The sequence below is a fragment of the Paenibacillus sp. J2TS4 genome, from assembly GCF_018403245.1.
Lineage (GTDB): Bacteria > Bacillota > Bacilli > Paenibacillales > NBRC-103111 > Paenibacillus_L.
Window position 1 is genome coordinate 291,802 of the sequence record NZ_BOSH01000002.1, and the last position, 21,708, is coordinate 313,509.

Genomic DNA, 21,708 nt, shown 5'->3' on the forward strand with positions numbered 1-21,708 from the left:
TTTGCTGCGAAGCATATCTTCGTTTTTTGGGGAGATAATGCCACTTATTTAGTCCATGAAAAGGAAAGGAAGCAATGAAACCTATTATCCAAACGTTATTTTTGTTTATTTTGTCGTTTATGATGGCTTTTCCAAATCTAGCATACGCAATGGAAGAAGATGAAGCGATATCGCTTCATAGTGAGGCGGCTATTTTAATAGACGCTGCTACCGGCGCTGTCTTGTTTGACAAAGAAAGTGACCGCCTCATGTATCCTGCGAGCATCACGAAAATCGTCACAGGAATTCTCGCGATAGAGGACGGCAATCTGGACGACATCGTTACGGTTAGCGAAAAGGCGAGAAATATCGATGGGACCCGGGTTTATTTGCTGGAAGGGGAGCAGGTTCCTTTATTAAAGCTGGTGCAAGGACTGCTCATCAATTCAGGCAATGACGCGGCTACTGCGATTGCAGAACATATGGACGGCAGCGAAGCTCAATTTGCCGAACGCATGAACCGCTTTGTTCGGGAGACGATCGGCGTCAAGAACACAACTTTCCAAAATCCACATGGCTTGTTCGATGAAAATCATCAAACCACCGCATATGATATGGCAAAAATTACCCAATATGCGATGAAGAACTCACTGTTTCGTTCGATTGTAGGAACGAAGGAAATGGAATGGATTGGCGAAGGGTGGGAAACGACACTTTACAATCATAACAAGCTTTTATGGCGATATGAGGGTACTACAGGAGTAAAAAACGGTTTCGTTAACGAGTCCGGAAATACTTTGGTGGCGTCAGTCCAGAGGGGGGAGTCCGAATGGATCGCTGTTACTCTGAAGGCCGATTCGGCAGAATCCGCATACAGCGATATGGAGACGTTATTTGATTACGGGTTTGCTCAATTTGAGACCCGGCAAGTCTCATTGCCCCCCGCCCTGTTGGAAGCTTATCAGGATCGCTTCGTCATCCCGCAGCAACTAACCTTCACAAGCCGCAAAGATGAAAATTTCGTGATCCAGATTAACGAATCCTCCGGTCAACTTGTCGTATCGAGTCTCGACGGAACCACGCTTTATTCCGAGGAGCTGGAAACCAGAGAGGGCGCCCATGTTCAATCTATGAAACCGATCAAGTCGCCGGACAATTCGGAAGGGACCTCTATGGAGAAAAAAGCGACTTCCTTTAAATTGAGCGCCAGTACAACTTTTGTGCTTACCATTCTCATTACGTTTGCCTTCTTGATCATAAGGAAAAGAATGAAAAGAAAAAATGCTCTCTAAAACATGGTTTAAATAATTGCAGCGAACTCTTGTAAAAGGGGGGCTGTTTTTTTTTTTTTATTTACGTTGGTTCCTGACTATTATATAATGGGGTTGTAGTCTATATAGGTATAGTGTCTCTATATATGAGACGATCTTATTTCTTCTTCCAAGAATGACATTGAAATGTGAGTGAATAGTTCAAAACGATTCAGATGACTAAGCCGTGGGGGGATAGAATATGGCCAACGCTTTGGTAGAAAGGGAAGTTATTCGTTTGGCGATGATCGGAATGGTTGATGGCAACGGGCATCCTTATTCCTGGAGCGCCATCTTCAATGGATACAATGAGAGGGCTATGCAGAGCTGTCCTTATCCCGGCATTCCGGAGTATTTGGCTAAAGAGCCGAAGGAGAATTTGCGCATTAAGGGAGCCGAGGTGACTCATATTTGGACGGATTCGCCGGAAGATGCCGCACTCGTTGCGGAGGCGTCCTTAATTCCCCATATTGTAAGCCATCCGGAGCAGGTTATTGGCCAGGTGGATGCGGTCATCATTGCAACCGACAAAGGGGGAGAGCATGTGGAGCGGTGCCGGCCTTTTGTAGAGGCTGGTCTTCCCGTGTTCGTGGATAAGCCGCTGGTGGATAACGAAAGCGATTTAGCTATATTTGCCCAATGGGCAAGAGAGGGCAGGGCGATCTTATCCTCCAGCTGCATGAGATACAGCAAGGAATATTTGCCTTACCGGCTGTCGACAGCGAATTTGGGTCGGCTGCGCTATGCAACGGTGGCTATGGCCAAGTCCTGGGAACGGTACGGCATTCATGCGCTGGAAGGAATCTATCCAATTGTGGGGCCGGGTTTTTTGACGGTGCGGAATACGGGCACGGAGGACCGGAACATCGTGCATCTTAAGCACCGGTGCGGGGCGGATATTGTAATCTCCGTTACAGCCGATATGTATGGAGGTTTTGGCCCCGTGCTTCTGTGCGGTACGGCTGGGCATGCGCATGTTTCTTTTCAAGATACCTTCTATTCGTTCAAAGCCCAGCTTCAAGCTTTTATCGATTATTTGCGCACAGGCAAAAGGCCATTTCCATTTGCGGAGACAGTTGAACTGATGAAGCTTCTCATAGCGGGAATTCGCAGCCGCGAACAGCAGGGAGCGGAAATTGCGGTGGACGATATAGCGCCTTCCCTTGCGGGGCTGGAATGACAGCATTGCTTAATTCTGTCAGCGGATCAGGCGGTCAGCAGAGGTGGCCGTTGGCCGATCAGCCGCCTGTCAGCCGTTGACGGACCAATCAAACGGTTAGCCTGTGACGGATCAGCCGACCGTTCAGTTGATGCTCCGGGAGCCGCAGTCAATACTTTTGCTGCTAACGATAACAACTCAATAATCAGGAGGAACCATTATGTCCGTAAGAAAGTACGCGATGCGGCCGAGCAGGGTGCTGCGAAGACTGCACGCGGGAGAAGTAGCTTATTGCACCAAGCTTAATCTGGCCGATTCCCGTACAGCGGAAATAGCCGCTATGTCGGGCTTTGACTGTATCTGGACCGATATGGAGCATGTGCCCAATGACTGGTCTGCAGTAGAAAAGCAAATTCTGGCCGCCAAGGCTCACGACGTGGATACGATTGTCCGCGTTGCACGCGGAAGCTATAGCGACTATATCCGCCCGCTGGAAATGGACGCTGCCGGCATTATGGTACCGCATATCATGAGTCTGGAAGACGCGAAGCGGGTGGTACGCAGCACGAAGTTCCATCCGCTTGGCTTGAGGCCGGTCGATGGGGGCAATTCGGACGGGGCCTACTGCAACGTGGACTTTAACGACTACATCAAGCAGGCTAATGAAGAACGCTTTTTGATCTTGCAGATTGAAGATGTGGAGCCGTTGGATGAACTGGAGCAGATCATCGCTTTGCCAGGGGTGGATATGATCTTTTTCGGTCCGGGCGACTTCAGTCAATCGATCGGAGCCCCCGGCCGGATGGATCATCCTTTGCTGTTGGAAACCCGGAAGCGGATAGCTGATCTTGCCAACAAATACGGGAAGTTCGCGGGCACCGTGGGGAGCCTGGACAACCGCGAGGAACTGATCGGGCTTGGTTACCGGTTCATCAGCATTGGAGCGGACGTCGTCGCTTTAAGCCAGTATTACAATGCCATTATGAAGCGGCTGATGTCGTCTGCCGGAAGAACGGCGAACAGCATCTACTCGGAAAGCTCGAAGGAGGGGACAACATGAATGTTATGTCATCTTTTTCACTCGAGGGAAAAGTAGCTGTCGTAAGCGGAGGCAGCGGCTTGTATGGGCGGCAAATTGCCGCCGCGCTCGCTCAGGCGGGTGCGATTACCCAGGTAACTTCCCGCAGCGGCGACAAGCTCGCCGAGATCGGATCGGGCTTTGCCGCTAAAGGGGTGCAGGTTACCGCCCGCCAGCTGGACCAGGCCGAGGAGCGGTCGATTCTGGCCCTAAGGGATACGCTGCTGGAGGAGTACGGACGCATTGATATCCTCGTCAACAATGCGGTGCTGCGTACGATGGGCTCCTGGCAAGACCCTTTGGATGCATTCACCAAGAGCATGGAGGTTAACGCCGCGGGATTATTCGCCATGACCCGCGCTTTTGGCGACGTGATGGCCGGACAGGGTGGAGGCTCTATTATTAATGTAGGCTCTATCCAGGGCATGGTGGGGCCTGACGCCGAAATTTACCGGGATGTCGATTTCCATGGCTTTGTTCCCGACTACTTCTTTCATAAGGGCGGCATGATCAATTTTACCCGCTTTACGGCCAGCTACTATGGGAAGAGCGGGGTGCGCTGCAATTGTATTAGTCCAGGTGGAATGGCTTCCGAGCGCACACCTCCGGCTTTTATTGATAGCTACAGCAGACGGACTTTCCTCGGGAGAATGGCGGGGGAAAGCGATCTGATGGGCAGCATCGTCTTTTTGGCTTCAGATGCTTCGGCTTATATAACCGGGGTTAACCTTCCGGTAGACGGCGGCTACACCGCCAAATAGCCGGTTTGCATAGCGTCAAGCGTCAGCACGGTAACGACCAGTATGGATTTGATAATTGAGGAGGCCTAAGCATGTACAAGAGTTTGTTTTCCTTGGAAAACAAAACTGTTATTGTCACCGGCGGAAACGGTTATTTGGGGCGTGAAATCGTTCGCGCCATGTCTGATTTCGGCGCTTCAGTGGTGGCGGCCGATCTGCAGCTCGCAGAGCATGAAGGAGAGAGAATCGTAAGCGCAGCTTGTGATGTTTCGGATACCGAATCGATTCGCCGCCTGTTCAGCGAAACGAGAGAAACGTTCGGCGGCATCGATGTTCTGATCAACTGCGCCACTTACGGGGCCGGGTATGGTCCGCTCGGAACCGTGGAGCGGATGTCCGACGAGGATTGGGCGCGCGGGTTGGACGGGGCGGTGGGCACCAGCTTCCGCTGTACCCGCGAAGCCGTGCCGCATCTGGAGGCTGCAGGAGGCGGAAGCATCGTCAATATCGCCTCCATGTATGGAATGGTCTCGCCCGACCCGTCCATCTACGGAACCAGCGGGGCGAACAACCCGGCCAATTACGGAGCCGGCAAAGCGGCCGTCATCCAGTTCACCCGCTATTGCGCGGCACATCTGGCTGCGAAGGGCATCCGTGTGAACAGCGTTACTCCGGGGCCATTTCCCAATCCCAAGGTTCAGCAGGACGAAGCTTTTTTGGCCCGGCTGAACAGCAAAACGATGCTTGGCCGAGTAGGAAAGGCGCATGAAATTGTGGGTGCCGTTCTCTACTTGGCATCCGGTGCCTCCAGCTTTGTAACCGGATCCAATATTGTAGTGGATGGCGGATGGACCGCTTGGTAGCTTCTTTATTCCATGCGCTGTTGTGTTTTGTGCCAATCCATCATTTGGGGAACAGCGATAATTCCGAAGAAATAATAAATTCACTAGAATTCACACATTCGCCCGCATCCAAGCATTCACCTTCACCCATGTTGATGTGCAACTAACTTGCATCTGTTACCGGGCAGCGTGTTATTGGAGGGAGGTGGGACGAGCAATCGGGAAAATGGACGAATAAATAGAAGTCGATTTCGGGAGTAGAGTCATTGGGACCTGCTGAGTGGCAGCCCTTCACTATGGCGTCGAGGTCTGCTAAATTTTCTAATTCGGAGGATGCTCTTATGAGAAAATTACCGATGATCATGCTGATGAGCTTGTTTTTGCTGATGATTCCCTTGGTGGCATTGGCTGCTGTGCCTAATCCGTCAGAGCCGGATGTGATTGTAGCCGCAAAGACGGCAGATGGTTACAATACCTTTTTCCCCTCTATGGAACAATTGCCGGACGGCAAGCTTATTGTAGTCTACTACAGTGCAACCGCTCATCAAAACACGAACGGCAGAATCGCTATGGTAGAGAGCACGGATGAAGGACTGACCTGGACTCAGCCGCGGATCATCATAGATACGCCAGAGGATGACCGTGATCCTTCCATTACCTTGTTGTCTGACGGAACGCTGCTGCTGAATTGGTTTAAACCCGATAACGGAGTAAACCAAGTATACGTATCCCGAAGCACGGATGAGGGCTTGACCTGGAGCGCGCCAGTCAAGGTACAAACGAACCTGATAAACGCAGCTGTTTCTTCCAAAATGATTGAATTGGATACCGGAGAGCTTCTGCTCCCTATCTATGGCTCCTACACTTCCGATCAAGGGGTTAGCCGATCGGTGGTTGTTCGCAGCTTGGACGGGGGTTTGACCTGGAATCCCTCGTTGGAAGCGACGATGGCCGAGCCGGTACCCTTGCCTCAGCCCAATCCGTTTCCGGCTATCGGATTTGTTGAACCGGTTATGGCCGATTTGGGCGGCGGGCACCTGATAAGCATGCACCGAACTTTTTCAAGCAGCGACAATGGGATTGCCTGGGAATCGGAGTCGTTTGATAACGGGCACACTTGGACTGCCGCGGTCAGAACCACGATGTATGCCCACTGCTCGGATCTGCTTGTGCTCAGCAACGGTACTGTGCTTCATACGTGGGGAGACCGCAAATTTGACTTCAGCAGCGGAAGAGCTGTAGTAGGACGAGTGTTGGAGCCCGGAACCGATTGGGATGATTGGGAGGATGCTCTCATCTATAAAAGCCCTGGCTCAACGGACATGGCTTATCCGAGTGCGGTTGAGCTTTCCGATGGGCGGATCTTTATCGTCTTCTACGATGCTCATTCCTCCAAGGGCTTCATAGGCGGAAAGTATCTTAACATGGAGGATGTAACGGTTGAGAAGCGCACCGACCGTATGGATCTGCTTGCCATGTATAATAATGGAAGTCTGCAGATTGATACCAATATGGACTATGAGGAGCCGGATACTCCTAGTCGCGTGCATGTCAAACCAACAGGAGCCATTGATGGAGTGGCGAGCTTGAATTACGCAGCTTGGGGAAGTGTCCCCATTCCGCCTGAATCCTATTACTACACTCTTATTTTACCAAAGACCTACAATATTAACGCTATCGGAATCAACTTGAAACCGCAAGCCGGAAGACCGGAGAGTGCGGTTGTTGAGTATAAGGATGGGCAGGGTCAGTGGAATTCCTTGTTCTCCTACACTGACGTTGTTCATGAGCAAGGGATTCTCGATATCCATGAATTTGATCCCGGTCTCCAGGTAAGGGAAGTTAGAGTGAGAATTACGAAAGTGTCCGGGCAAGCGGTTCTGAGCGAAATTGCATTATACGGCGAGCCTGCGTTGGCCCAGATTGATCTGCTGTCGCTATACAACAACGGCCAAATTCAGATTGATACCGATATGACTTATACATCGGGCAGGGTGGGCGTTACCGGGCCGCTGGACGGCAGTCTGAATTATTGGGATTCCGCCACGCGAAATTCTTCCACCCCACCGCCAGCATACTATACTGTAGAATTGGATGCCGTGAGAGAACTTGGTGCCATTGCGATCAATTTGAAGCCCAGAGAGTATGCGGAGGACGCTATCGTGTCGCTATCCGTAGACGGAACGACGTGGACGCCGGTTATTTCCTACACCGGGGCAAGGCACAACAGCGACTATTTGGATATCCATCATTTCGACACTGTCCAACCGGCCAAGTACGTCAAGGTGGAAATTACAAGATCAGAGGGCTGGCCTGTGCTGAACGAACTGAGGCTTTATGAAGAATACTAAACTAAACTATGAATAGGCAGCCACTAACTATCCGCTAGTCAGATAGGGCCATTGCTTACCCTAACGGTCAGGGAAGACAATGGTCCTGCATTTTTGTGTTGCAAAAAGACTGCGTATTGCTAGCTCGACGGTTGTTGAGTGAAGCGTGGAGAGGAGCATAATGATGGAACCAAATGCTGAACTGAAGGTATCGGGGCTTACTTTGGGTACGGTTCAATTAGGGATTCCATACGGCATTAACAACCGGGGAGGCATGCCTTCGGAGGAGCAGGCGCTGCGGCTTCTGGAGCTGGCTTGGAATGAGGGCATAACTTCATTTGACACTGCTGCAGGGTACGGCCGGGCGGAAGCGCTGCTCGGCCGGTTCAGCCGGGGCAAGAGTCCCTTCATTATTACCAAGCTGAAGATGGGGGCCGGCGGGAGGCTTGACCCCGATCATCTGGAGCAGGACATGCGAAGGCAGGCCATCGATTCCCTGCAGCTGCTCGGTATGTCCTCCATTCCGCTGCTAATGCTGCACAATACCGATGTTTTGAAGGAGCATGGGGACGTTGTTGAAGACGGCTTACGTTCCCTGCGTAAGGAAGGCTTGATAGAGCGTGCCGGCATTTCCATTGCTTTTAACACCGAGGAAGAGTATTCCGTGATTGGCAGCCGTTTGCTTGACGATCTTTATGAAGCGGTACAGCTGCCTATGAATCTGCTTGACCACCGCCCCTTGCGCAATGGCTGGCTGCGGAAGCTGAAGGAGAAGGGAAAGGTAGTGTTTGTGCGCAGTGTTTTCCTGCAGGGCCTTATCCTTATGCAGCCGAAGGAGCTTGGGGAAACGATGGCCAAGGCGAAAGCGCCGTTGATGGGGCTTCACGAACTGGCCGGGAAGTACGGGTTTCCGTTGTCCCAGATGGCGGTTTCCTTTGTCAGGGATTGCGGCGGAGTGGACAGTCTCGTTATTGGAGCGGAGACAGAGGAGCAGATTAGGGAGAACCTGCGGCTGATGGCGGGACCTCCATTGCCTGAAGGGCTTAGGGAAGAGCTCTTGAACCGTTTTGCACATGTAGATGATGCGGTTATTACCCCCCATTTGTGGACGGCCCGCTAACTTACGAAACTCGCCACGTCACTAATCGAGACAGCGTATTTTCTTTTTGGATTAGTTTGTGTATAATTTTATTATCCGTTTTCTTCGGATTTTTATTGAATGTAATGAAGCTATTATAGACTGTACGGCCTACAAAGGGGTTTAACCCGGCTAGTCTTTAATCACAGCGGGAGCAGGTGACTTGTCATGACAGACTCTTCCATCAAAACGAAAGATTCCCCCTACTTCCTGATCCAGTCCGTGGACCGGTCGTTGACTATTCTGCAAAGCTTTATAGAGGAAAGGCGCCCTATGGGGGTAACGGAAATTGCCAAGCGTCTTGGGCTGCACAAGAGCGTTGTTCACCGTTTAATGCTCACCCTGCAGGCACATGGTTATTTGCAACAGGTTCGGGATACCGACAAATATATGGTAGGCCCGAAGGCATTTGAGCTCGGATCCGTATTTACGGGCTCCACTTCCCTGGTAGACGAGGGCAAACAGATGCTTATGCAAGTGGTCGAGGAAATAGGCATGACTGCGCACCTGGCCATCCTGGACAGAGACTCGGTGCTGTATTTGGTGAACGTAGAACCGGATCATTTCAAGTATTTATTTGGAGCCGTCGGGCAAAGGAAGCAGATTTATAATACCGCCTTGGGCAAATCCTTGACCGCCTGGCTGCCGGAGGAAAAGACCAGGAAGCTGTTGGAAACCTGCAGCTTCGAGAAGCTGACAAGCACTACGATCGGCTCGGTGGAGAAATATTTGGAAGAGCTGGAGAAGGTCAGACAGAACGGTTATGCGATTGATAACGAGGAAGCGGTAGTGGGCATGAGATGCGCATCCGCACCGGTATGTGACCGTGGAGGCGATGTCATTGCGGCAATCAGCGTCAGCGGCTACAATGTCTCGTATGAGCAGATTCGTGAAATCGGAATCAAAATGAAGGGCCTTGCCGCACAATTTTCCCGCAGGTTAGGGTATTTTGGGGCAAGATAGAAATGCAGGACGGCAAGGCTATCCATAACAAGCCGGAGTTCCCACAAGGAGCTCCGGTTTTATTCTGCCCATTAACCTGATAAACATGTTAACTATAAAATGAAGGCGATTTCATTCCATGCTTGACACTAATTAGGCTCTATAATAAAATATAAGTAATTATTAGAGACTCTGTCTCTCATTGTGATACGCGAATATTTGCTTGAGTCCACCAGCAACGAATCGGCCCGGTGTTCCGTTTATAGCTGCAGGTTCGCCTGTTCCTATACATGACTATTATGATTTTAGGGGGGAAATGGGATGAGAAAGTTTCGTTTACCGATTATGAGCGGACTGCTCACGGTCTTATTAATGTTCACGGCTTGCGCCGGCCAGCCGGGAAGTTCTTCTCCGGGGGCCGGATCAGATGGGGCCGCCGGGGACAAGCCGGTCACCATCACTTATTGGATTGACCCGCGTTTTCAATTTATTGAGGGAATGGAAGATGAAACTAAAAATTACGGCGACTACGAGAAAATTCAAGCTCAGAAGTTTATGGATCTTCACCCTCATGTAACCATCGATATTCAAACGCTTACATGGGATGATCTTCCTAAGAAAGTGCCCATAGCCATCGCAGGAGGAACGCCTCCAGATATTTTGCGTGATTACCTTGGAAGAACTGCACAGTACGCCTATGAAGGGGTGCTGGAGAATCTGGAAGACCTGCTGCCGCAGGAGGAGCTGGATGATTATATTCAGGATTACCTGGATATGTATACCATTGACGGACACCTTCATGCGCTCCCTGCCTATGCGTGGGCGGCAGGCCTTGTCGTCAACAAGGAGTTATGGACGCGGCAGGGCAAGGAGGATCTCCTGCCGACACCTGAAAGCCCTTACTGGACGATAGAGCAGTTCGATGAGGCGATCCGTGCGATAGCCGAGAAGAACAAGGTCTTCCCATATGCCGCACAAATTGCGGTTTCGCAGGCCGACCAAGGCATCCTGAACTTCCTCTGGGGCTTCGGAGCCAAGCTGTTCAAGGACGGCGATTACAGCAAGACAGCTTTGAACAGCCCGGAGGCCATTAAAGCGCTGGAATATCTGGTTAAGCTGAACGACGAAGGCATGCTGCAGCCAAGTGCCGTTACGACTCAACACGGGGAATTAGATATGCTGATGTGGCAGGGTCAACTGGGCTCTTATAGCGATACATTGGCAGTCTGGGCCCGACTGAACGCCGCCAAGGAAGAAGGCAAGACGAAAGGGGAGCACGATCTGGTCATGGTCCACCAGCCTAATGACGAAAGAGTCAGCAATGGGGTTCCTGTAGGACCAACCGGCTTCGCCGTATTCAAACAGGATGACGAATACAAATTGCAATGGGTTATTGAATTCTTGTTATACCTCAACAATACGGAGCATCAGCAGGTGTATGCGAAGGGCGCCGGACAATTCCCGGTAAAAAAATCGGCCGGGGTTCCCATGGAAGAGGACGTTAACTACAAGGTGCTGCAGAAAATAATTGAAGAACGAGGGCTGGAGGATATGGGCCTGACCCATCCGAAATATGCGGAATTTCGCGTTCTGCTGCAGCCGGAAATTCAGGCGGTTCTATTAAAGCAGAAAACACCGGCCCAAGCGTTGGAGGATTACGAGCGGGAAGTAAATAAAATACTGGCGAAATAATATAGGAATGATACGGATGCCCGGGATAGCGGCATTCCGTACCCCTGTCTTTCGGTTTGCGTCTGCTTAGGGAATAGAAAAGGAAGGAGGGCATAAGGTTGATCAGAAAAATCGTACAGGCTAGATGGGCGTATTTTTTTCTCCTTCCGGCTTACTTCTTTTTTGTCATCTTTACATTATTGCCTTTGATTCAAGGAGTAGGCTTCAGCTTTTACGACGTTAAGCTGAATACGAGGGAATTCGTTGGGCTGCAGCATTATATAGCCCTCTATCATGACGATGCCTTTTGGAAGGCGTTAATCAACACGCTGCTTATTACACTGGGTGTCGTTCCGGCTGTTGTCGTTATTTCTATCCTGGTAGCCGTAGTGGTTTATCCGTTAAACAAACATGTCCAGACCTTCTTCCGGATGTCCTTCTACATGCCTGTTGTAGCGAGCGGAGTAGTCCTATCCATGGTTTGGGTATGGATTTATAATCCAACTTACGGGCTATTAAACTATTTGATCGGTCTAGTAGGGTTGGAGCCGGTCGCTTGGCTCGGAACTCCAGGCAAAGCGCTCGTTTCCATTATTATAGTTGTTATTACCTTGGTGCTGGGTCAGCCTATCATTCTGTATCTGGCCGCCTTAGGAGGAATTCCCCAAGATTTGCAGGAAGCGGCCATGATTGATGGGGCCAACAGCCGGCAGCGGTTTTTCCGGATTACGCTTCCTCTATTAAAACCGACAACGCTGTTCGTTATGGTGACGCAGACGATAGCCGTTTTCCAGGTATTTGTCGTTATCATGCTGCTTACCAACGGGGGGCCGGCTAACGGGACGCAGACGATTGTTTACCGCATTTATCAGACTGCATTTGATTTTTTTAATTTCGGTTACGCCTCCGCGCTTGGTGTGGTTATGCTGGTCATTGTCAGCTTCCTGGCCTGGTTTAACTTCCGCTTGCTCGGACAGGACACAGAGTTTTGATTTCCGAAATGACCGCTGATGGAAAAGGAGGACCCGTTAAAAGATGGATTACCGCAAAATGAGTGCGACAGAGAGAGGCTGGAGTGTGCTGGGGCTGGCGGTTGTGATTGTTCTGGCCCTGATTTCCCTAATGCCTCTGTACTGGATGCTGACCGGCTCCTTCAAAATTTTGTCAGATACGATGAAGATGCCCCCGGAATGGTTCCCGAAATCACCGACGCTGGCCAACTATGATCATTTGTTCACGAACAATCCGACCTTCCGCTGGCTGTTCAACAGCATTTTTGTTGCCGGCTGTGCCTCGATTGGGGCTATTCTGACCAGTACGACGGCAGGGTATGCTTTTGGCAAGAAGCAGTTTCCCGGGAAGAGGCCGTTGTTTTGGCTGATGCTGATCACGATGATGCTGCCGAATCAGGTCCTGCTGATTCCGCTCTACCTGTTAATCGCCGATTTGAAATGGATCAATACGTATGCCGGGCTGATCGTGCCTTTTATCGCTTATCCGTTCGGGGTGTTCCTGGTAAAGCAGTATATGCAATCGTTGCCCAATGAGCTTCTGGAAGCGGCCCGGATCGATGGAGCAGGGGAAATCCGAACGTTTATCAGCATAGTGCTGCCTATGGTTAAGCCGGCGATCGGCGCACTGGGGATCTTTTCGTTTGTGGCGGTATGGAATGAGTATTTGTGGCAGCTGGTCGTTACGGACAAGAGGGAAATGTTTACCCTGCCGCTTGCGGTATCGAAGCTGGCTTATGGAACGCAGAGCATTAATTTGGGGCTTGCCATGGCCGGGGCGACGGTCACTTTTATCCCTATGCTGCTGTTTTTCCTTGCTTTTCAGAGGTTTTTTGTAAAAGGAATTACGGTGGGCGCTGTTAAAGGCTGACGGTGCGTTGGGGGGCAAACTTGACAGCGCTTCCCAAACAAGGAAAAATAGCAAGCAGCGGGATAGAATTCGATTGGAAAAGGCGCCTTTCCCCAATTAAACAAATGAGGTGACGGATAATGGTAGAAACCGTAGCTGGTATTCAAGCAGTTCTGGGAGAAGGGCCGACATGGGATGAGCGGCGGAAAGTGCTATACATGGTGGATATTATCGGGCAAACGATTTACGAATACGATCCGCATAAGGAGACAATACATAAGACCGCCCTGAATCAGATGATCGGCGCAGTCGTTCCCCGCCGAGCGGGAGGCCTGCTGCTGGCGCTTCAGCATGGGTTCCATGCCTATGATCCAGAGAGTGGAAAGCTGACGGCCATTCATGATCCCGAACAGCAACTGCCTGGCAACCGCTTTAACGATGGGAAATGTGATCCGGCGGGCAGATTCTGGGCCGGAACGATGTCGTTAACCGGAGAGGGCGGCCAAGGAGCCTTGTACCGCCTCGACAAAGACTGGAAAGTATCGCGGATGGTGGAATCCGTATCTTGCTCCAATGGACTGGCCTGGAGTCCGGACGGGGACACTCTATATTACATCGATACACCAACTAGAGAGGTGGCCGCCTTTGACTACGAGGCGGTGACAGGGGCAATCAGCAACAGACGGGCGGTCGTCCGCTTGGAACAAGATCAGGGCTTTCCGGACGGAATGACGATTGACGAGGAAGGGATGCTGTGGATAGCTCATTGGGGCGGAGCCCGGGTGTCCAGATGGGACCCCGGAAGCGGCAAGCAGTTGGGAAAGATCGAGCTTCCGGTTCCACTTGTAACCTCCTGTACTTTTGGCGGCCCTAACCTGGATCAACTTTATATCACTACCGCACGGACAGGCATGTCTGAACAAGACCTGGAGGAGTATCCGCTAGCCGGCAGCCTTTTCCGAACAAAGCCGGGAGTAAAAGGGATGCAAACGATAGCGTTTCAAGGATGACAAACGGAACAATTGCTATATCGGCCATCGAAAGATCTGTCTCACTCCAAAAAAGAGAACAGCATGATGTAAATTTATGGTATGTTTAACTTGTCGGTGGCGAAATAGTGCCCATGGATGCAGGAATTACTCCTTGGGCATTTTTTCGTCATTCGTAAATCCCTGGTATGGAGTGATGACAATGGATTTGAATGTGCTGGCCAAGCAGGTGGAGGCAGGAAAATTCGAGCAACTTCTGGTTAAGCAATTTCCGGAAGAAACGGCTTTGCGTTTGGGCAAGATGACCGCTGCAGAATTGGAGAAAGAATTAAAGCAAGTGATCCGTGTCCCCATCCAGCTATCGGGGGAGATGGGCCCTGAACTGTTTGAATTGTTCTACACAGCATCATGGTTTAATCTTTTTGAGCGGCTGGCGGTCCCTGCCAATGCTATGCTTTTTGAAATTGCTGCGGGAGATACGGTTTATATTCCTAAAGCATTGGATGCGTATACAGGAAAGGGTGCACAATATGCAACCGCAAATCTGAACAAGGAATTGTCCCGCAATTTTAGGGCTAAAACAGCGGGGTTACGTATCGATATCCGGGTGATCGAGGATGACGGAGCCCATATTTTGAATTATTATGGGGGTGAATCCTTTGATGTCATCGCACTGCACCACGCCCTTAATGATATTATCCAGACGATCATCGCAAGCAAAGAGGGAATAGATACCGTAAACAGCAACTGGTGGACCATTGAGCCTCAATTGCTGCAGGCGGTGATGGATTATTATAACCGGGGAGAATTAAAGAACGCAGCATATGAAAGCTTTATTCGCATTATATCGACGCTAGGTAGATTGTTGAAACAAGGCGGGTATATGATTTTTGATAATTGCACTCATGCGGGTTACGAGAAATTAGGTTATTCTACGGAATTTCACAGCTCCTATATTCAATTAGCGAGAGAATGGATTCAAGAAGCCGATGTAGGCTTGGAAGAAGTGAAGCTTGAGCAATATAACAGCAAATGGTGGATGATTTTGCAAAAAAGATAGGGGAGTTGCAGTAAGGTAGAAAAATCAAAGCGAGTAAATTGAAGCCCATGAAGGAAAAATTCCAGAGAGCCTATCAGGCATTCCTAAATCAAACTTCACAGGACTCTGCGGTGTGTGGAGTTCTTTTTTTTGGATCGGTTCAGCAAGGACACGGCACAGATTCATCGGATCTTGATTTCTATATTGTCGTCCAGGGGAACGAAGGATGGAATAACAAGAAATATTATGAGGGAGTATTGGTGGAAGCCTACTATTATCCGGCTGCCTATTGGGAAAAAGCAATAGCAGAAAGTCAACCGGTGATGTTTGCCTTTGCGACAGGGTCGAAAGCATGGGATAGTCAGGGGCACTTGGAACAACTTATGGACAAGGCTCGGACTATCTACAGCCGGGGGCCGGAGCCATTAAGCGATCTCCAGATTAACAATTGGAGAATTACGCTAACCGAACTATTATCGGATATGGAAGGAATGAGCACAGCGGCCAGAGGGTCCAAAATTGGAGCGGCTTCGTTGATCACCCGGGCTTTGGAAGGCTACTGCGCTCTTAATAAAATTTGGTTGACGAAGCAAGAGAAGCTCGCAGAATCCGTATCACAAAGGGACCGGACACTTGGAAGTCTATTACACGAATACGAAGAGCATGGGAATCTGCAGCAGGCGAGAAATATTATTCAATACGTTCTAAACAGGCATGGCGGTCGAATGGATGAGTATGAAGGGCCGAGAATGAAGCTTGATAAAGAGAGATTATAGAGAAGAGAAGCGGCTAATTATAAGCCATCCTTCAAAGGCCTGATAGATATGCTGAGGTGGAACCATAAATTTGAGAAAGAAAATAAAAGGAAATTCCTTGAGTATATAGAACCATTTAATGATAAGCTGATCTTTGTAAAAGCAACCAAGAGATGACTTATGCGAAGCTTGCAGCCATCCAGAGCAGGAATAAGTCATTTGAATGAATGGGGGAGTTTGGATGAAAAGAAAACAAAAGCAAACGGCGCTGGCCTTAACCGCTGCCGCTATGTTAATCGGGTCAGCGACAGTATCGACCCACGGGGCGTTGGCCTCTAATGAGCTTTCTACGGAAGAGGAAAGTCAGGTATGGCGGCAGGAAGGACGGGCTCCCGGCTTCCCGTTGACTTTCGATGGACTTCAGGTCTATCTGCCTGCGCCCGCCGTCTTGGACGGCGATACGATGATGGTGCCGGCCCAAGCGTTGCTCGAAGGGCTAGGCTACCAATTGGAATGGGACGATTCGGAGAGGAAGCTGTCGGCTACCCGGCCTGCAGGCCCGACGCTGTATTATTGGGCAGATCGGCTGGAGGCGGGAATGGAAGGCCAGCCGGTATATACACTGCCTGCGGCCCCTTTCGTGGAAGAGGGGATGTTGTGGATTCCGTTGCGCCACGCAGCTGAAATGAGCGATCTGGACGTGCACTGGAATCCGGAAGAGCGCTCCGTCCTGGTGAGCGATCCGAATGCGCCGCTTAACTTCAGCATAGGAACTAGAGCAGATAATGGGGAAGCCCGTCCGCCGGAACAGCTGGTTGATTATATGAAAGAAGAAATGAAAGTGGATATCCGCTTCTCCCTGATTCCACCGGATCATTATAATGAGAAAGTCAATCTGATGATAGCAGCTGGGGACCCATCGGATTGGATGCTAATAGCGCATCCATACAATTATGACGACGAGCTGTTTCGTTCGTTTGCTTCCGATATGACGGACTGGCTGAAGTCTTTCCCCCGGCTCCAGGCTTTGGCGGAGAGCGGCGCTTCGTCCGCCCGGGTGATCGACGGCCGGATTTATGGCATCCCTCGTCCTTCCCATCCGCATGACTCCGCTTTCCCGGTAATGAGGCAGGACTGGCTGGAAAGACTCGGGCTGGTTGCTCCCGAAACGATGGATGAGCTTTATGAGGTGCTGCTTCGGTTTGCCAAGCAGGACCCTGACGGGGACGGCAAGGACAATACCGTTGGATTGACCGGGCGGATTGCCGGTAACGGACTGGGCTCCTTCTCCTGGGTGGAGCAGGCTTATTCGGGCATCCCGAGTCGCTTTGCAATCGATAACGGCGAGGTTCGCGATACGGTCATCGAACAAGGAGAGAGACAGGCTCTCGAATGGCTTGCCCGTGCCTACGCGGAAGGTCTGATCGATAAAGAATTTCCGGTGCGGAGTGAAGAAGCAGTGCTCCAGCAATTGAAGCAGAACCGGGCCGGAGCGGCGGCGTTAACCGTGGAGCAGGCTGCAGCGCTTATGGCCGATTCGGATCCCTCCGACGTGTGGGTGCCGATTTGGGTGCCGCTGCCGGCTATTCAAGCCAATAATGCTGCACCAGTGGTGCCCTGGGATACGGAAGGAGCCGGCTTGTACATTATTCCGCGCACCGTTTCGCCAGACAAAGCGCTGAAAATATTGGCATGGTTTGACCAAGGCCTGGCTATGCAAGAGGCAGGGGAATGGAAGGCCATTTCAGATTTGGAGGAGGTGGATCATTCTGCGCTTTCCAACGTATTCGGTTATTCCGAGCTGTTGTCTAAGCCCGGAACAGAACTTACCCAGCTTCCCGACGCGATCCGTGATTATTATGTCGAAGCCGTCTCCAATTGGGAGGGCTATTCCTATCAGGATATAACTATACCCGAAGCCCGGCTGGTGCTGCGCAATAAAGACTATATCGAGATGAATATGCTGTTGGAAGAATTGAAGGTTAAAGTAATTACCGGTAAAGCTACACTGGACGATTGGGACCGTCATATCGAACAGATGAAGAGCTCTGATGCTTACGAATCGATGATGGCGGAGCTGAATGCTCTGCTGCCGTAATCCGGCAGATCGATAGCTTATTCGAAGGAATAGAAGACTCTGCCAGAAATGGGGGCCGTTCTTAACAACGCCCCCTTTTTGCTTTATGGCTGCCGGATAAGGACAGTGTTAGTTTTGATAAATGCGGCTATAAGGCTGGCAATAAAGGATTAAACAATTAGGTGGTGACCGGGCGATGTTTCATTTGACCCATGTAAAAAAACAGATTCTCGACATTCCCGAACTGACGATTCCGGCTAATAAGGTAACTTGCATTGTCGGAAAAAGCGGCAGCGGAAAAACAACACTGCTCAAGCTGCTGAATGGAATGATCAGCTGTGACGAGGGGGAAATTTACTTTGACGGTGAACCGATCTCCAATATGGACTTGGTTGAACTAAGGCGCAAAGTAGTGATGCTGCAGCAAGCTCCCGCTATATTCAGCGGTAACCTTCGTCATAATTTGCTTATCGGTCTCCAATTCTCCAACAAACCTATGGTGACCGATGATGTCCTTTGTTCCACTCTGAATATTGTGCGGCTCTCTAAAGATTTGGAGCAGGACGGCGAACCCTTGTCCGGCGGGGAAAAACAGAGGCTTGCGATGGCCCGCGTGCTTTTGCTGCAGCCGCCGGTCCTCCTGCTGGATGAACCGACCTCCGCATTGGATGAAGGGACTTCGCATGAGATTATGGAGGCTCTCATCGAGCAATTCAAGCACAGGGGACAGACAGTCATAATGATTACACATTCTCCAACCGTCGTTCGTTCCTTTGCCGAATACATAATAGAGATTGACAATGGTCGTCTCATCCATGCAGGAGGTGCCTGATCATGAGCTCTGTCATCGATTTGGAATGGTGGCGTCTCGCCGCCGCATATTTATTTGTGCTCATCCTGATCGCCATTGTCAAAGCGAAAGGCATTTCCAGAGAAAAGGAAATCATCATCGCTACGGTACGAATGACGGTTCAACTTGTTATTGTAGGTTATGTTCTGGAATATGTTTTCACTAACGCTAATCCCTTCTATACCGTATTGCTAGTCGGAATTATGCTGGCTTTCGCTATTTACACGATCCAAAAACGGATTAAATCCGAGCTTAACCGGGCGATGAAAAATTTAGTTGCTCTTTCCATGTCGGCGGGAGTCCTGGTCAGTTTAATCTATTTCCTTCTTGTCGTAATCGGGGTGTCCCCTTGGTATCAGCCGACCTATGTTATTCCGATTGCCGGCATGATCGTCGGCAATTCGATGACTGGTATTGCGCTGGGCGTGAATACTTTAATGGGAGAAATGCATTCGAGAAAGCATTTGGTAGAAGCGGCATTGATGCTGGGAGCTACTCCCAAACAGGCCTGCAAGGAGATCGTAAACCGGGCCTTTGATGCGGCTATGATGCCGACTATCAATTCCATGGTCGGGATGGGGATTGTTTTTCTGCCTGGAATGATGACCGGTCAAATCCTCGGCGGTGCATCGCCAATCGTCTCTATTGAATACCAGATCGCCATTATGCTGGGAATTGTCGGCAGTGTATCCTTGTCGGTTATTTTATTCGTTCAGTTTGGCTATCGGACGTTCTTTAATCGCCGCAATCAGCTGGAGCTATAGCATCTTGCATCAGTTAATGATTAAGCTTGGACGATCTCCATGTGATGCTTGCAAATATTCGCTCTTGGGGGGCTCCAATCATGATAATATTTAGAGAGACGCCCACAGATAGGGGGATTATTGATGCTGTACATAGGCCAAGAGCAATTCGACGCTTATTACGAGGATTCGGTCCAAATGAGTACGTCCGCCCTTGTTAAAGTGCTTGAAGAAAATCTATCATTTCTCGCCGAGAGGACTCCCTCTTCTATAAGTGGCGAGGTGAATCGGCGACCTCCCGATTTTTCCCTCAAGATGCTCTTCCCTTCCTAAATCATTAGCGATATAATCGAATTAGGAACGTATATTCGTTTTTTTTGGCAGGGGAAGGAGGTGAGGTCGTGGCAGATTCAACATTCATGTACAGAACTCAGCAAGTGTGGATCAAGCCAGGCCATCGCTTGTTTGCTTACTTGGATCAAGCGTGTCAGTATGCCAAGAACGTATATAATACGACGAACTTTTACATCCGACAGGTATTTACTGCTTTTCGATCGAAGAAGCCATTACAGCCGTTACAGCAGCAAGTTTTGGATACGCTCACAGCGCATTTGGATTTGATGAACGAGCGGCGAAGCAACAAGAACCGTCTACATCCGTTCCAGTTGCCATCACAAGAAAAACCCTTTATTCATTACAACTTTTTGGACGCCTTGTTCAAAGTGATGGATCAAACCGATTATCGGTCGCTCCCGGCGCAGAGCAGTCAGGGGATCATGAAGGTCGTTTTCCACAATTGGAAGGCCTTTTTCCAGAGTGTCAAGGACTACCGCAAGCATCCGGATAAGTACAACGGGCCGCCCCGTATTCCGGGCTACGCTCGAAGCAAAGTGAAGGAAGTGGTGTTCTCCAATCAGGATTGTGTCATCAAACATCAGAAGTTTCTCAAATTTCCAGGGACGAAGCAGCAACTGAACATCGGCAAGTTGGGCTGTACCGATGGGAAATTGATGCAGGTGCGCGTCATTCCCAGCCATGGCCAGTACGTAGTCGAAATGGTCTTCGCGCATCCGATCGAAAAGAAGGAAGTCTCGTCAGAACATGTGCTGGCGATCGATCTTGGTGTCGACAATCTTGCAACCATCGTCACGACGACCGGGGCCAAACCGGTGGTAGTGAAGGGCAAGATCGTGAAATCGATCAATCAGTACTACAACAAAATGAAAGCGTACTATACCGGTATTCTTCGACAAGGGAAGAAGCCGCGTGAAGGCATGCACACCTCCAGACGATTAGAACGGCTGCATCTTAAACGTCAACGACGAATCAAGGACCTGTTTCACAAAGCGAGTCATCGTATCGTCGACATCGCCGTGGAGCAAAAGGTGGGTACGATCGTCATCGGTCATAACGATGGATGGAAGCAAGCCCCTGCGATGGGAAGGCGTAACAATCAAACCTTCTGTCATCTTCCCCACAAGAGGCTGATCGAAATGATTCGCTATAAGGCGGATGAACGGGGGATGAAGGTAATCCTGACCGAGGAATCCTACACTTCTAAAGCCAGCTTCCTGGATCAAGATCTGTTGCCGCGCTATGATGAAGAAGGAACATGGACCTTCACAGGCAGACGGATGCATCGCGGGTTGTATACAAGCCCCCGGGGCTTGATTCATGCCGACGTCAATGGTGCAGCCAATATCATGCGAAAAGTATTCCCAAACGTCTCCGCCAAAGGAGCGAATGGGATAGAGGGGTTGGGTGGTCACCAGGCCATCAACGTGTCAACTCCACTGGTGTTAAGCCTCCTGGGATAGCTCAGGAAGAGACATTAGAAACCTCCACTTCCATCGAAGCGACAGCGTAGATAAGTGGGGGAGTATTCATCCTACCGGATTCCAGATGGATTTAATAAAAATACGGCAAGAACATTAGTTCTGGTAGGGGGCCGGGAGAAAAAAGCACTCATTCAGTCAGCCCTCGCTCTCGTTCAGAGCAATGCGCGGTGCGAAGGATATGTCGCTCCAGGTATTGGCCACGGAATATCATTAGCCAATCCCGATTTGTTCAATCAAATCATACAAGCCTGGATGATGGATAAGAATCTGCCTAAAGAAATAGAGCCCCTGCCCATTTGAGGTAACACCTGACAGGGAAGAAAATAACCTTTCATTCTGTGAGAGATTGAAAGAGATCGTGTTTTCTT

General features: G+C 50.2%; 20 protein-coding genes. All 20 read left to right on the top strand.

Going from position 1 to position 21,708, the window contains the following annotated elements; genetic code table 11:
* Positions 1-74 precede the first annotated feature (74 nt).
* Positions 75-1,271, top strand: a complete 1,197-nt coding sequence (locus KJS69_RS05560) for a D-alanyl-D-alanine carboxypeptidase family protein (protein WP_213582399.1) — start codon at positions 75-77, stop codon at positions 1,269-1,271.
* 220 nt (positions 1,272-1,491) lie between these two features.
* Positions 1,492-2,469: a Gfo/Idh/MocA family oxidoreductase gene (locus KJS69_RS05565; protein WP_213582401.1), complete on the top strand. Its 978-nt coding sequence runs from the start codon at positions 1,492-1,494 to the stop codon at positions 2,467-2,469.
* 199 nt (positions 2,470-2,668) lie between these two features.
* Entirely contained in the window at positions 2,669-3,508 is an 840-nt protein-coding gene (locus tag KJS69_RS05570; RefSeq protein ID WP_213582409.1) for an HpcH/HpaI aldolase family protein, read from the top strand.
* The gene (locus tag KJS69_RS05575; protein WP_213582411.1) at positions 3,505-4,287 is read left to right on the top strand and encodes an SDR family oxidoreductase; all 783 of its coding nucleotides are present in this window, start codon (positions 3,505-3,507) and stop codon (positions 4,285-4,287) included. Before KJS69_RS05570 ends, KJS69_RS05575 begins: the two co-directional genes overlap by 4 nt.
* A 71-nt stretch (positions 4,288-4,358) precedes the next feature.
* Complete coding sequence (locus tag KJS69_RS05580; RefSeq protein ID WP_213582414.1) at positions 4,359-5,129, top strand: SDR family oxidoreductase; 771 nt, start codon at positions 4,359-4,361, stop codon at positions 5,127-5,129.
* Positions 5,130-5,449: 320 nt separating this feature from the next.
* Positions 5,450-7,459 carry an exo-alpha-sialidase gene (locus KJS69_RS05585; RefSeq protein WP_213582416.1) on the top strand — a complete coding sequence of 670 codons (2,010 nt, stop codon included), beginning with the start codon at positions 5,450-5,452 and terminating at the stop codon, positions 7,457-7,459.
* 160 nt (positions 7,460-7,619) lie between these two features.
* On the top strand, positions 7,620-8,558 hold the full coding sequence (locus KJS69_RS05590) for an aldo/keto reductase (protein ID WP_213582418.1): 939 nt from the start codon (positions 7,620-7,622) through the stop codon (positions 8,556-8,558).
* 186 nt (positions 8,559-8,744) lie between these two features.
* Positions 8,745-9,539, top strand: a complete 795-nt coding sequence (locus KJS69_RS05595) for an IclR family transcriptional regulator (protein ID WP_213582420.1) — start codon at positions 8,745-8,747, stop codon at positions 9,537-9,539.
* Positions 9,540-9,839: 300 nt separating this feature from the next.
* Entirely contained in the window at positions 9,840-11,210 is a 1,371-nt protein-coding gene (locus KJS69_RS05600; protein ID WP_213582422.1) for an ABC transporter substrate-binding protein, read from the top strand.
* Positions 11,211-11,308: 98 nt separating this feature from the next.
* Positions 11,309-12,181, top strand: a complete 873-nt coding sequence (locus KJS69_RS05605; protein WP_213582424.1) for a carbohydrate ABC transporter permease — start codon at positions 11,309-11,311, stop codon at positions 12,179-12,181.
* A 43-nt stretch (positions 12,182-12,224) separates the two neighbouring features.
* A complete protein-coding gene (locus tag KJS69_RS05610; RefSeq protein ID WP_213582426.1) occupies positions 12,225-13,070 on the top strand; it encodes a carbohydrate ABC transporter permease in 846 nt (281 codons plus the stop codon).
* Positions 13,071-13,189: 119 nt separating this feature from the next.
* Positions 13,190-14,059, top strand: coding sequence for an SMP-30/gluconolactonase/LRE family protein (locus tag KJS69_RS05615; RefSeq protein ID WP_213582428.1), 870 nt, complete (start codon positions 13,190-13,192; stop codon positions 14,057-14,059).
* Between the two features lie 181 nt (positions 14,060-14,240).
* Positions 14,241-15,098, top strand: coding sequence for a hypothetical protein (locus KJS69_RS05620; protein WP_213582430.1), 858 nt, complete (start codon positions 14,241-14,243; stop codon positions 15,096-15,098).
* Between the two features lie 47 nt (positions 15,099-15,145).
* Entirely contained in the window at positions 15,146-15,853 is a 708-nt protein-coding gene (locus KJS69_RS05625; RefSeq protein ID WP_213582432.1) for a hypothetical protein, read from the top strand.
* A gap of 220 nt (positions 15,854-16,073) precedes the next feature.
* Complete coding sequence (locus KJS69_RS05630; protein WP_213582434.1) at positions 16,074-17,930, top strand: extracellular solute-binding protein; 1,857 nt, start codon at positions 16,074-16,076, stop codon at positions 17,928-17,930.
* Between the two features lie 175 nt (positions 17,931-18,105).
* Entirely contained in the window at positions 18,106-18,741 is a 636-nt protein-coding gene (locus KJS69_RS05635; protein WP_213582436.1) for an ABC transporter ATP-binding protein, read from the top strand.
* Positions 18,742-18,743: 2 nt separating this feature from the next.
* Positions 18,744-19,523, top strand: a complete 780-nt coding sequence (locus KJS69_RS05640; protein ID WP_213582438.1) for an ABC transporter permease — start codon at positions 18,744-18,746, stop codon at positions 19,521-19,523.
* 123 nt (positions 19,524-19,646) lie between these two features.
* Complete coding sequence (locus KJS69_RS05645) at positions 19,647-19,835, top strand: hypothetical protein (RefSeq protein ID WP_213582440.1); 189 nt, start codon at positions 19,647-19,649, stop codon at positions 19,833-19,835.
* Positions 19,836-19,921: 86 nt separating this feature from the next.
* Complete coding sequence (locus KJS69_RS05650; RefSeq protein WP_213583055.1) at positions 19,922-21,319, top strand: RNA-guided endonuclease InsQ/TnpB family protein; 1,398 nt, start codon at positions 19,922-19,924, stop codon at positions 21,317-21,319.
* 54 nt (positions 21,320-21,373) lie between these two features.
* Complete coding sequence (locus KJS69_RS05655; RefSeq protein ID WP_213582442.1) at positions 21,374-21,640, top strand: alpha/beta fold hydrolase; 267 nt, start codon at positions 21,374-21,376, stop codon at positions 21,638-21,640.
* The last annotated feature ends 68 nt before the right edge of the window (positions 21,641-21,708 follow it).

Excerpts from the sequence above, each read along its gene's own strand:
- KJS69_RS05560 (WP_213582399.1), top strand. The coding sequence starts at position 75 with ATGAAACCTATTATCCAAACGTTATTTTTGTTTATTTTGTCGTTTATG.
- KJS69_RS05565 (WP_213582401.1), top strand. The coding sequence starts at position 1,492 with ATGGCCAACGCTTTGGTAGAAAGGGAAGTTATTCGTTTGGCGATGATC.
- KJS69_RS05570 (WP_213582409.1), top strand. The coding sequence starts at position 2,669 with ATGTCCGTAAGAAAGTACGCGATGCGGCCGAGCAGGGTGCTGCGAAGA.
- KJS69_RS05575 (WP_213582411.1), top strand. The coding sequence starts at position 3,505 with ATGAATGTTATGTCATCTTTTTCACTCGAGGGAAAAGTAGCTGTCGTA.
- KJS69_RS05580 (WP_213582414.1), top strand. The coding sequence starts at position 4,359 with ATGTACAAGAGTTTGTTTTCCTTGGAAAACAAAACTGTTATTGTCACC.
- KJS69_RS05585 (WP_213582416.1), top strand. The coding sequence starts at position 5,450 with ATGAGAAAATTACCGATGATCATGCTGATGAGCTTGTTTTTGCTGATG.
- KJS69_RS05590 (WP_213582418.1), top strand. The coding sequence starts at position 7,620 with ATGATGGAACCAAATGCTGAACTGAAGGTATCGGGGCTTACTTTGGGT.
- KJS69_RS05595 (WP_213582420.1), top strand. The coding sequence starts at position 8,745 with ATGACAGACTCTTCCATCAAAACGAAAGATTCCCCCTACTTCCTGATC.
- KJS69_RS05600 (WP_213582422.1), top strand. The coding sequence starts at position 9,840 with ATGAGAAAGTTTCGTTTACCGATTATGAGCGGACTGCTCACGGTCTTA.
- KJS69_RS05610 (WP_213582426.1), top strand. The coding sequence starts at position 12,225 with ATGGATTACCGCAAAATGAGTGCGACAGAGAGAGGCTGGAGTGTGCTG.
- KJS69_RS05615 (WP_213582428.1), top strand. The coding sequence starts at position 13,190 with ATGGTAGAAACCGTAGCTGGTATTCAAGCAGTTCTGGGAGAAGGGCCG.
- KJS69_RS05620 (WP_213582430.1), top strand. The coding sequence starts at position 14,241 with ATGGATTTGAATGTGCTGGCCAAGCAGGTGGAGGCAGGAAAATTCGAG.
- KJS69_RS05625 (WP_213582432.1), top strand. The coding sequence starts at position 15,146 with ATGAAGGAAAAATTCCAGAGAGCCTATCAGGCATTCCTAAATCAAACT.
- KJS69_RS05630 (WP_213582434.1), top strand. The coding sequence starts at position 16,074 with ATGAAAAGAAAACAAAAGCAAACGGCGCTGGCCTTAACCGCTGCCGCT.
- KJS69_RS05635 (WP_213582436.1), top strand. The coding sequence starts at position 18,106 with ATGTTTCATTTGACCCATGTAAAAAAACAGATTCTCGACATTCCCGAA.
- KJS69_RS05640 (WP_213582438.1), top strand. The coding sequence starts at position 18,744 with ATGAGCTCTGTCATCGATTTGGAATGGTGGCGTCTCGCCGCCGCATAT.
- KJS69_RS05645 (WP_213582440.1), top strand. The coding sequence starts at position 19,647 with ATGCTGTACATAGGCCAAGAGCAATTCGACGCTTATTACGAGGATTCG.
- KJS69_RS05650 (WP_213583055.1), top strand. The coding sequence starts at position 19,922 with ATGTACAGAACTCAGCAAGTGTGGATCAAGCCAGGCCATCGCTTGTTT.